The sequence below is a fragment of the uncultured Holdemanella sp. genome, assembly GCF_934754935.1.
Lineage (GTDB): Bacteria > Bacillota_I > Bacilli_A > Erysipelotrichales > Erysipelotrichaceae > Holdemanella.
Map to the genome: position 1 here is coordinate 35,256 of NZ_CAKVJB010000017.1, position 11,495 is coordinate 46,750.

The window sequence follows — 11,495 nt, forward strand, 5'->3', positions numbered from 1 at the left end:
TAACTAAAAAAGTTCACAAATTAACTAAAAATATAGTTTTGTGTTAACAAATACGTTATACTAATACTGATAGCGCATTCTTTTTATTTTTTAATTCATAATAATATGCAAAAAAAGAGATAGACTTTTTGCGTCTATTTGTGAGTAAAATAACAAGAATCTATGAGGAGGAGTTTAGAAAATGAATAATTTTCCACATTTATTTGAACCAATTGAAATTGGTAAAACAACAGTAAAAAACCGTATTTTTATGCCACCTATTTCAACAAACATGGCTGATAAAGGATATGTTACAGATGATTTAGTGGCACACTATTCTGCACGTGCAAAAGGTGGAGTAGGACTTATCGTTACTGAAGTAGTAACTGTAGAACCAACGTATGTATATCTTCCTGGAGATATGTCAATTTATGATGATAGTTTTATTCCGGGATGGAAAAAATTGGTAGATGGCGTACACCAATATGGAACTAAAATCTTAGCACAATTGTTCCACCCAGCTTATATGGCATTCCCAGTACCTGGAACACCTCAATTGATTGCTCCAAGCTGTGTAGGTCCTTACTATGCAAAAAGTGCACCAAGACCTGCAACCATTGAAGAATTACATACAATCGTTGATCAATTCGGTCAAGCGGCTCACCGTGTTCAGATTGCGGGTGGCGATGGTGTTGAAATTCAATGTGCTCATGCCCACGGATTATTAGGAGGTTTCTTAACACCTTTATATAATAAACGTACAGACGAATATGGTGGAAATATTGATGGACGTTTACGCTTATGCTTAGAAGTTATCGCATCCGTTCGTAAATATTGTGGAGATGACTTTATTATCGACGTTCGTATTAGTGGTGATGAATATAGTGAAGGTGGATTGACATTAAATGATCAAATCTATGTTTGTAAGCAACTAGAAAAAGCTGGAGTTGATTTTATTCACGTCTCTGGTGGAAACACAATCAAACGTGGATCAAGTATGCCTGCTCCAGGAACAAGTGCTGCACCTCACGCTCACTCAAGTGAAGAAATTAAAAAACATGTGAATATCCCAGTTGCGACTGTCGCACGTATTAATGAGCCTTGGATGGCCGAAGAACTAATTGCCAATGGAAAATGTGATATGTGTATGATTGGACGTCCAAACTTATGTGATAGTGAATTCGCAAATAAAGCATTTGAAGGAAAAGTAGACGACATTCGTCCATGTATTGGATGTGGACGTTGCTTAACCGGTATCATGATGGGTAAACGTATTGGATGTACAGTAAATCCAAGTGTTGAAGATGATACGATTGAAGAAGCTACAGATAAGAAAAAAGTATTAGTCATCGGTGGTGGTCCTGCTGGTATGGAAGCAGCTTATGTTGCCAAAAAACGTGGACACGAAGTTGTTCTTTGTGAAAAATCAAATGAACTTGGTGGACAATTGCGTCTTGCGGCTGTTCCAATCGCAAAACAAGAATTGTGTAAAGTAATTAAATTTATGATTCGTCGTTTGGATCATGAAGGTATTGAAGTTCGTTTAAATACAGAAGTTACAAAAGAAATGCTTGAAAATGAATTTAAAGATTATGAAATCGTATGTTCAAGTGGAGCTACTCCAAAAGAAATTCCTCCATTCAAAGTATTTAAAAACTGGATGACTGCAGACGATGTATTATCAGGAAAGAAATATCCAGGACGTAATATTGTCGTATTAGGTGGTGGAAGTGTTGGTTGTGAAACAGCTGATTATTTAGCACCATTAATTAATGACTTATTCCCAATGAATCGTAAGATTACATTATTAGAAATGACAAACAACTTAATGCCTGGTGAAGGTGGAGCTGCAAAATCTAGATTGACTCAAAGATTGATGCAGAAAGGTGTTCGCATTGAATTGAATGCACAAGTAACAAGTGTAGATGAAGACTCAATTACGTATGTAAAAGAGGGTGTTGAACACAAAATCACTGAAGCGGATACTTTAATTTTCGCAGTTGGATATGCACCTAAGAAAGTTGAAGTAGAAGGTGAAAATGTGCACTATATTGGTGATTGTGAAAAAGTTGGAACTTTAAAAGATGCGATTACAAATGCGCATGAAATTGCGAAAAATATCTAGGAGAAATTATGACAAGTAAATTACTACAACCAATCCAAGTTGGTAACTTAACTTTTAAAAATAGAATTATGTTTCCTCCTTTGACAACAGGATATGAAGAAAGAGACGGATCGATTGGACCTCGTTCATTGGCATTCTACACTCGTCTTGCACAGGGTGGATGTTCTTATATTGTTATTGGTGATGTGGCACCGGTTCGTACGGCAAGTCCAACACCAAAACTATATGATGAATCGCAAATTGAAATGTATAAAAAATTGGCAGATGCCTTACATGAATACGATTGTAAAGTTGCTTTACAATTGTTCCACCCAGAATATGATGTGCAAGGTGTTGGAAAAATGATTATGGAAGCGGGTATTGCTGGTCAATTGGCGGCAAAAGCGAAGGCTGCCAATGATTTAGAAGAGGCTGAAAAACAACAAAAAATCTGTGATGAAAAGACAAAGGGTGCATACGCAAAATTACATCATGATATGCAGCACTTTGTGACAGAGGCTAGTGTTGAACAATTAACAGCTATCAAAAACAGTATTGCAGAATGTGCTAGAAAAGCTCAAAAAGCTGGTATTGATGCGATTGAAATCCATGGTGACCGTTTACTTGGTTCATTGTGTTCCAAATTATTGAATCATCGTACAGATAACTATGGTGGTAGCTTAGAAAATCGTACGCGTTATGCATTAGAAGTTTTACAAGCCATCAAAGAAGCTGCTCCTGGAATGATGGTAGAATATAAACTTCCAATTATCACAGTCAATCCAGATGGATCTTTACGTGGTAAAGGTGGTTTATTAGAAGATGAAGCTGTTGAATTTGCGAAAATGTTAGATGCAGCTGGAATCGATATGATTCAAGTGGCTCAAGCTAACCATACAGGAAACATGGGAGATACAATTCCTCCTATGGGAGCTGTTCCTTACAACTGGACTTTAGGTGCTTGTGAAAAAGTGAAAGCTGTTGTTTCTTGTCCTGTCGCAACAGTGGGTCGTGTAGTCAGTGTTGAAGCTGGTGAAAAGATCTTAGAAGATGGTACGGCAGATATGATTGGCTATGGTAGAAGTTTATTAACAGATCCAGATATTGCAAATAAAGTAGGCTCAGGTGAATGCATTCGTGAATGTTTGAACTGTAATAAAGGTTGTGTAGATGCCATCCAATCTCGTCGTTACTTAAGTTGTGTATTAAACGCAGAAAACGGAGATGAAGAAACAATCTTCATTAAACCATGTACAGAAACGAAGAATGTCGCAATCGTTGGTGCAGGTCTTGCAGGACTTGAAGCAGCTCGTGTAGCTTATAAACGTGGACATACAGTAACTGTATTTGAAAAATCAGATCGTTTAGGTGGACAAATCAATATCGCATCCGTTCCACCTAGAAAAGATGAGATCTTACGTTCGGTTCAATATTATGAAAAATTATTACCAGGTAAAGTGGATATTCAATTGAACCACGAACCAACAATGGAAGAATTAAATGGATTTGATCATGTTATCTTGGCAATTGGTGCTCACAATATGGATCTTCCTATGTCGGTAGAAAATTCAAATGTCGTATCAAGCTGGGATATTTTGAATGGTCAAGAAGTATCTGGTAAATGTGTTGTCTTAGGTGGTGGATTAGTTGGTGCTGAAACCGCTGAATATTTGGCAAATAAAGGTCTAGAAGTTTCAATTGTTGAAATGATGGATAAGATTGCGGCACAAGAATCTGAAACAGTATTACCATTGATGGAAGCTGATTTTGAAAAGCACAATGTTTTAAAATTTGTGAATACACGTGTTAGTGAAATTAAAGATAATGTAATCTATGCAGTGAATACAAAAGATGAAACGAATGTTGAAATTACAGCAGATACAATCGTAAATGCGTTAGGTTCTAAAAAGAATGTATTTGATGATAATCAATTAACTGTTCCATTCACTTATGTAGGAGACTGCAGTGGCGAAAGAACCGCAGATATCGCAAGTGCAATTCGTACAGGATATAAGGCTGCCAATGAAATCTAAGAGGGTGTTTTAAACACCTTCTTTTTTTCACAAAAAATGACCGTGGTTCATAAATATATAAATCATATATAAATATATATCTCAAAACTGTATAAATATAATGACCATAGCTCATAAATTTTACACATTTGAAGATTTGTCTATTAAAAACTCATTTTTAAAGAACTAGAATGAAATTATAAATGAAACCGGAGGAAGAGTTATGAATTTTAGTTCTTTACAGAGTAGTGTTCAAAAATTTGGTATGAATCAAGCGTTAAAATATTTAGAGAAGGATCCAGAAACAAATATTCCTAAATTAATGAATTTAGTAGATAAAGTAATGCCTGAAGGTTGGTATGGATCACAACGTAAGTTGATTCGTGAACAAATCGATGAAAAAGGTGTTTGGTATGACTATATTTTAAAATTATATGATTTAGACGCTGGTGTGCGTCAAGCTGTATTTAAAAACTTTATTTTTAATGCATCATTAAATGGTAGTACTAAACAAGAGGAGTTGTCTGAAAAATATAATTGTAATATTCCTTGGGCTGTACTATTAGATCCAACATCCGCATGTAACTTACATTGTACAGGTTGCTGGGCAGCTGAATATGGTCATCAATTAAATCTAACATTAGATGATATTGATTCGATTATTCGTCAAGGCAAAGAATTAGGTACTTACATGTATATTTATACGGGTGGGGAACCTTTAACACGTAAAAAGGATGTTATTAAGATTTGTGAAATGCATCCAGACTGTGCCTTCTTATCTTTCACAAATGGTACATTGATTGATGAAGAATTCTGTCAGGATATGTTGCGTGTGAAAAACTTTGTTCCAGCCATTAGTTTGGAAGGTTTTGAAACGGCCAATGATTCTAGACGTGGTAAGGGTTGTTATGAAAATGTAAAGCGTGCCATGGAATTATTAAAGAAACATAAATTGCCATTTGGGATTAGTACTTGTTATACAAGTGCCAATTATAAAGATATCGCAAGTGATGAATTCTTTGATTTAATGATTGATTCAGGTGCTTTATTCTGCTGGTTCTTCCACTATATGCCTGTTGGAAATGGGGCTGTTAAGGAATTGCTTCCAACACCAGAACAAAGAGCGTATGTATATCATCAGATTCGTAAGTTCAGAAGTGAAAAACCAATTTTCACAATGGACTTTCAAAATGATGCGCAATATGTTGGTGGATGTATTGCCGGAGGTAGAAGATATCTACATATCAATGCCAAAGGTGATGTAGAACCATGTGTATTCATTCATTATTCAAACTGTAATATTCATGATACAACATTACTAGATGCATTAAGATCACCTTTGTTCCAGGCTTACCATGATAATCAACCATTTAATGAAAATATGTTGAGGCCTTGTCCAATGCTTGAAAATGCAGGTCGCATTCAAGAGTTAGTTAAACAAAGTAAGGCTGTGAATACAGATTATGAATCCTTAGAAGATGTGGATCATTTATTAGAAAAGACAGTTCCTTATGCTAAAGACTGGAAGCCAATGGCCGATAAGCTTTGGAATGAACAAAAAGAAGTAGACAAATTAAAAAAATGAGTTTAAAATTTTCAGCTAAGAAGGAGGATGTTATGAAGAAGAATAATAAACGTTTTTCGGGAATATCCAAACTTCCAAACGGAAATACTTCAAATAAAATCGTTCCAGGATGTATTGTTCTTGAAGGTGGAGCTTTTCGCGGACTCTATACATCAGGCGTATTGGATGCTCTAATGCAGTTTGAAATCAATATGCAGTGTACGGTTGGTACAAGTGCAGGAGCATTAAACGGATTTAACTATGTGGCTGGTCAAATTGGTCGTAGTGCTAGAATTAATTTAGGATATCGTCATGATTCTCGGTATGTTGGTTTAGAAGCTTTAAAAAACAATAAGGGAATTATCGGATTTGATTTTCTAATCAAAGGTACACAATATTTTGATCCATTAAATACACCTCGTTTTATGAATCCTACGCGTGATTTTATTGCGGTATGTACGAATTGTAAAACGGGAAGACCTGAATATTTTAGTAAGAACAAGTCACAAGATATTTTTAAAGCTGTACAAGCTAGTGCAACCATGCCTTATGTTTCAAAGATGGTAGAAATTGAGGATGGTCTATATTTAGATGGTGGCTGCAGTGATAAGATAGCGTATCAATGGGCATTGGATCATGGATATGAAAAGATTATTGTGGTTCGTACGCGTCAAAGAGAGTATCGCAAAAGTGAAGCGAATCCTTTAGTTCAAAGAATGACAAAAAGGTTATATGCTGAATATCCAGCTTTAGAAAAGAAGTTGGAATCCATGAATAGTGACTACAACAAGCAGTGTGATGAATTGATCCAGCTTGAAAATGAGGGCCGTATCTTTACAATTGCTCCAAGTAAGCCGGTCAACGTATCGCGTGTAGAGGGGGATGTGGATAAGCTAGCTGATCTTTACTACATGGGATATTTGGATGGTTTAAATCAGATTCAAAAAGTAAAAGAATATTTAGAAATTGATTAAGAGGCCATGCCTCTTTTTCATTTTGTGCTAGAATAAGTGTAGGTGATTTTTATGGTACAAGAAAGACAACAAGAAATTGTAAATGAATTGTTAAATTATATGGATACATTAGAAGATGGTAGTGAAGTGAGTACTTGGGATTTAATGGATGAAGTATTTAACTATCAGCGTTTTAATGATGGGTATTGTTTTAATGATTTTAAAATCAGCGAAGAAGAATTTATTTCGCTTGATTCACTATTAAAGGAAAGCGCAATGAAAGAAGGATTCTTTATTGATGACTCGATCTATCAAGATGTGATTGGAGCTTTTCCTTTTAGTTTGACATTTGTAGTAAGGAAATAGGTATGAAAAAATTAGAAACATTGATTCAAGAATTATATCAAGAGGGAACAAGAGAAAAGAATATGGAGGTTCTTTCGCATATTCGAAAACTGGCTAAGGAACAAAAACAATTTATTATTCCAGTTGGCGATGTAGAAGGTGAAAAAGTATATCGAAGATTGTCATTGGATGATGGTCAAGATGTATTTGTCGCTTTTACAACACAGGCTCAAGTGGATTTGGGTCAGACCACAGAAACTTTAAATCAAAATGTAATGGATGTACTCAATATGGTGCATGATACACAAGGGGTAAGTGGTGTTGTATTAAATCCTTGGAAAGATTCATATTTCTTGCCGAAAGTGTTGATCGAAATGATTTTAGACAACAAGAATTTGGAGAGTGAAATCAAAGTTGTCAAAGGCGATATCACAACCTTTGATGGAGATTGTATCGTGAATGCAGCCAATGAATCGCTTTTAGGTGGCGGTGGAGTCGATGGCGCTATTCATAGAGCGGCTGGTCCTAAGTTATTAGAAGAGTGTAGATTATTAAATGGTTGTCAAACAGGTCAGGCCAAGATTACTAAGGGCTATAATTTAAAGGCAAAGTATGTGATTCATACAGTAGGACCAATTTATTCGGGTCAACATGAAGATGAGCATATGTTGAGGGATTGTTATTGGAATAGTTTGAGTTTAGCTCGTAAGTATGATATTCATACTATCGCATTTCCTGCTATTTCATGTGGAATTTATAGCTATCCTGTAGAAAAGGCAGTGCCCCTTGTATTAAAGACGATTGCGGATTGGTTGGATGCGAATAGTGATTATACAATGAAGATCAGTTTGTATTGTTTTGATGATGAAACGACAAAGGAATATCAAAAATATACAACATATCAGGGAGAGTAGTCTTCCTGATTATTTTTGCTATCTATTTAGAAAATATTCTAAATAGTATTGACATGTTTTTCTTGTAGAGTATAATCTATTTAGAAATATTTCTAAATAGTAAATGGGTGGTGATACTTTGTTTGAAAAAACATTTAAAGCATTAGGTGCTCCAGTACGAAGAGACATATTGAACTTATTAAAGAAAGGCAAGATGTCAGCTGGAGATATTGCGAGTCATTTTGATATGAGCCAGGCTACGGTTTCTTATCATTTGTCGCTTTTAAAGGATGCGGGTTTGATTAGTGAAGAGAAGGATAAGAATTTTATTTTTTATCAAATCAACGCATCGGTATTTGAAGAGATGTTGTGTTATTTTAAATCTTTTATTGGAGGGAATGAAGATGTTGAAAAATAAATGGTTTAATTTTAGTTTAGTTTTGTTTTTGATTCCTTTGGCATTGAATCTAGTTTTCTATAATCAACTACCAGATGTTGTACCAACTCATTTTGATGTAAATGGTCAAGTCGATGGTACAATGCCTAAGTTTATGGGGCTGTTTGGTATGTTGTTTTTGTGTTTGGCAATTCATATATTTACTTGTTTTGTGACGGTAAAAGATCCAAAAAGAAGTAATATTCCGGATTTTATGATGAATATTTTATTTATGATTTGTCCTGTTGTTTGTATTGTAACAAGTATGACGATTATTTATTTTGGTTTGGGATATTCGTTTGATGTAAGTTTTGTGATGAATATTCTTGTTGGCATTTTATTGATAGTACTCGGTAATTATTTGCCGAAAGTAAAACGGAATTATGCGGTTGGAATTAAAACATCGTGGGCATTAAATAGTGATGAAAACTGGGTGTTATCCAATCGTGTGGGTGGCTATTGTATGGTGATTGCTGGAATTTTATTTATAATACTTGGATTACTCGGTTATGTGACTATGGGAATTGTTGTGATTCTTGTGGCAACTATTATTCCATGTATTTATAGCTATATATTATTTAAGCGAGGAATCTAAAATCCTCGCTTGATTTCGTTTTGAATGCATTTGAATAAGACTTGAATGGTTTCAATAATCATTTTCTTGGTTTGACTATCTACATTTTGAATGGATTTAATGATTTCAACCATATCAATATTTTTTCTTAAATCTTTTGGATTTTCATAATTTGAAAAGATAGAGTAGATGGTATCAATGACTTGTTTGCGGGTATTGACATCAATAGATCTAAGCCAGTTTGATAGAGTGGCTTGGGTGTGTTTGGAGAGTTGATCATTTTGTTCTAGATAAATAAAGTCTCCGTTTTCAACACACCAAGTAAATGGATCATGTTGAAGGATAGATATGGCATCACTTTGAATGATTTGATAGTTGGTTGTTTCTTCTAGAATGAGTCCGAATACACTAGATTGTGGTATGGTCTTAAATATTTTCTTATCGGTTTGATAAGGTGTAAGAAATCCAGGTCCATCATGGTTGTATATACAATAAATTGGATTGTGTGTATGGATGCCTGCATATAGGGCTAAGTTTGCTCCTTTGGAGTGTCCGCCTAAAATGAGTTTGTGTTTTGTTTGATGGTTGTTCACATAGTTTAAGGCAGATATTTGACTGGGAATATTTTCTTGAAAGCATAAATTGAAATCTTCTTTCCATCCTACAAAGCTAGCATCAGTTCCGCGAAAGGCAATGTAGTCAATTTGGTTGGGTAAGTGAAGTGTCATGGCACAGAATTGTTTTTCATTGTCTTTATCAAAATTGGTTTGTAGATGAGAAATCGTAATGGCTTCACATCGTAGTGAATGAATCATTTGAAGGAATAATTCTTCGTTTAATTCGGGTACTCGTGTATTAGTACATAAATCATTGATTTCATTTTCAAAATCACTTAATAGATGGACTTCGGATTCAATGTCAATGGTTGAGTCTTCAAATTTAATATAGGAAATTTGTGAGAGAATCAGGGAGTCCACATTATTAAATGGGTATTCTTCAAGGGTTAAATTTCCGTATTCTTTGATGTAGTCAATAATGTTTTTCATAGATTTATTGTAGTTCATAAATACATTTATTGAAATATGTTCATCACGATTTTTAAAATAATCCAAGTTCGTATACAATAAGGTTAGTGAAGGTGGATTGTATATGTTGATATTTGGGATTTTATGTATTTTTCTAAGTTTAGATGTATTTGTATGTGCACTAGAGCATGGGGCTACAATTCGTAATATTCATTTTTCAAAAGTGTTAACTTATGGAGTGATTTTTGCGTTATGCAGTGCAGGTATGTTTTTATTAGGACATGGAATGTCTATGTATATATTTGGGCGTCCTTGGGCAACGTTTAATAAGTATGTTGCGATTTTTGTGTTTTTAATCCTTGGAAATGGAATGATCATCTATAGTTTTAAGCGTGGAAAGTTTGTGGAACGACTAAAGGAGTTTGATACAAAGGAAATTATTAAGCTTGCGTTAATTGGTGGCTTGGATTGTTTCTTAGTTGGTGTTGGCTGTTATTATATGAATCTTCCTTTTTTGATGGAATCATTCGTCTTATTTTTAATTGTTCTTTGTGGGTATATGATTCATTTCTATATTGGATATTATAATGGAGCTGGATATCAAAAGGCTTATTATTTTCTTTGTGGAGCGGTATACTTATTTATGAGTTTATCATTAATTTTAAAATTGATTCGATTGTAGAGGTGATTTCATGACATTTAATGAAAAGGTGACAATGAAAGATCTTCTGAGTGAGGGATTATATATTTTAATGCAACAAAAGCCTTTTGAAAAGATCACAATCAAACAGATTTGCGATAAAACAGGCGTTATTCGTGGAACTTTCTATAATCATTTTATGGATAAGTATGAGGCATTGGAATATTTGATTCATCGTATGTTTTTTAAGGGGTTTGAAAATCAAACGAATCCACAAATCATTAAACATATTTTTCAAACGGTAAGTGATAATCGAGACTTCTTTAAGTCTTGTTACAGAATCACAGGTCAGAATGGTTTTGAAGACTTGATGAGTAATGTGTTTAAAGAAATATTTAGAAATGTATTTTCTTATTTAGATGTGAGTGGAATGGATTCAAGGTTCACGGTGGATTTTCTAGTGGATTATTATGCGAATGATTTATTATATTTTTTAAAGTATTGGATTTCTCATAATTTTGAGCCGGATGTAGAAACATATTATGCTAAGATAGATGTTTTATTTAAAAACAGTATTAAAGAATTAAATATTCGATATAAGGACTAAATCTAAATTGACAAATTGTGTATTGTCTAGTAGGATAAAAGCGTATAAAAAGGCAATGAAGAGGGCGAGTACCTTTTAGAAATACTTTAGAGAGCTTTTGGTTGGTGAAAAAAGGCGTAGGACTAATTGGGAATAAAGACTTGGAGCTATTTGTATTTCCTGCATTAAAGGAAGCGCTGTTTATAGACAGTGACTAAGGCTGGACAAAGTGATTTGTCTGGTAAATTAGGGTGGTAACACGAGCACTTCGTCCCTTTGTGGCAAGTGCCTTTTTTTATGGATAAAAGAAAAAGCTAACTATATAAAATTCAAGTATTATTTATGAAAAAGTTTGAAAATATCAAATAACTAGATTTTTTAGTT

The 11,495-nt window shown here is 34.3% G+C and carries 11 protein-coding genes and 1 other annotated feature; of the genes, 10 read left to right on the plus strand and 1 reads right to left on the minus strand.

All coding sequences use genetic code 11. The annotated features are described in order from the left end of the window. The first annotated feature begins 181 nt into the window (after positions 1 to 181). The 8 genes from Q0E86_RS06040 (at position 182) to Q0E86_RS06075 (ending at position 8,881) form a co-directional block, all read left to right on the plus strand. Entirely contained in the window at positions 182 to 2,104 is a 1,923-nt protein-coding gene (locus tag Q0E86_RS06040) for an FAD-dependent oxidoreductase (protein WP_295755331.1), read from the plus strand. 8 nt (positions 2,105 to 2,112) lie between these two features. Further along, the gene (gene bilR, locus Q0E86_RS06045) at positions 2,113 to 4,116 is read left to right on the plus strand and encodes a bilirubin reductase, long form (RefSeq protein ID WP_295755333.1); all 2,004 of its coding nucleotides are present in this window, start codon (positions 2,113 to 2,115) and stop codon (positions 4,114 to 4,116) included. 202 nt (positions 4,117 to 4,318) lie between these two features. After that, entirely contained in the window at positions 4,319 to 5,680 is a 1,362-nt protein-coding gene (locus Q0E86_RS06050) for a radical SAM protein (protein WP_295755335.1), read from the plus strand. A 32-nt stretch (positions 5,681 to 5,712) separates the two neighbouring features. Next, the gene (locus Q0E86_RS06055) at positions 5,713 to 6,633 is read left to right on the plus strand and encodes a patatin family protein (RefSeq protein ID WP_295755337.1); all 921 of its coding nucleotides are present in this window, start codon (positions 5,713 to 5,715) and stop codon (positions 6,631 to 6,633) included. A 51-nt stretch (positions 6,634 to 6,684) separates the two neighbouring features. Beyond that, complete coding sequence (locus Q0E86_RS06060; protein WP_117923966.1) at positions 6,685 to 6,978, plus strand: hypothetical protein; 294 nt, start codon at positions 6,685 to 6,687, stop codon at positions 6,976 to 6,978. Between the two features lie 2 nt (positions 6,979 to 6,980). After that, positions 6,981 to 7,871 carry an O-acetyl-ADP-ribose deacetylase gene (locus tag Q0E86_RS06065; RefSeq protein ID WP_295755339.1) on the plus strand — a complete coding sequence of 297 codons (891 nt, stop codon included), beginning with the start codon at positions 6,981 to 6,983 and terminating at the stop codon, positions 7,869 to 7,871. Positions 7,872 to 7,974: 103 nt separating this feature from the next. Next, the gene (locus Q0E86_RS06070; protein ID WP_295755341.1) at positions 7,975 to 8,268 is read left to right on the plus strand and encodes an autorepressor SdpR family transcription factor; all 294 of its coding nucleotides are present in this window, start codon (positions 7,975 to 7,977) and stop codon (positions 8,266 to 8,268) included. Then, positions 8,255 to 8,881 (plus strand): SdpI family protein, encoded by a 627-nt coding sequence (locus Q0E86_RS06075; protein ID WP_295755343.1) that lies wholly within the window; start codon positions 8,255 to 8,257, stop codon positions 8,879 to 8,881. The genes Q0E86_RS06070 and Q0E86_RS06075 overlap by 14 nt, the downstream gene beginning before the upstream one ends. On the opposite strand, the gene Q0E86_RS06080 is transcribed toward Q0E86_RS06075, so the two are convergent. Further along, the gene (locus tag Q0E86_RS06080; RefSeq protein WP_295755345.1) at positions 8,878 to 9,972 is read right to left on the minus strand and encodes an Mbeg1-like protein; all 1,095 of its coding nucleotides are present in this window, start codon (positions 9,970 to 9,972) and stop codon (positions 8,878 to 8,880) included. The two genes, Q0E86_RS06075 and Q0E86_RS06080, sit on opposite strands and share 4 nt — an antisense overlap. A 37-nt stretch (positions 9,973 to 10,009) precedes the next feature. On the opposite strand from Q0E86_RS06080, the gene Q0E86_RS06085 reads away from it, so the two are divergent. Further along, positions 10,010 to 10,567 carry a manganese efflux pump gene (locus Q0E86_RS06085; RefSeq protein WP_288518487.1) on the plus strand — a complete coding sequence of 186 codons (558 nt, stop codon included), beginning with the start codon at positions 10,010 to 10,012 and terminating at the stop codon, positions 10,565 to 10,567. Between the two features lie 10 nt (positions 10,568 to 10,577). Continuing rightward, positions 10,578 to 11,132 (plus strand): TetR/AcrR family transcriptional regulator C-terminal domain-containing protein, encoded by a 555-nt coding sequence (locus Q0E86_RS06090; protein ID WP_295755347.1) that lies wholly within the window; start codon positions 10,578 to 10,580, stop codon positions 11,130 to 11,132. 46 nt (positions 11,133 to 11,178) lie between these two features. Beyond that, positions 11,179 to 11,390: a binding site (T-box leader), on the plus strand. Positions 11,391 to 11,495 lie beyond the last annotated feature (105 nt).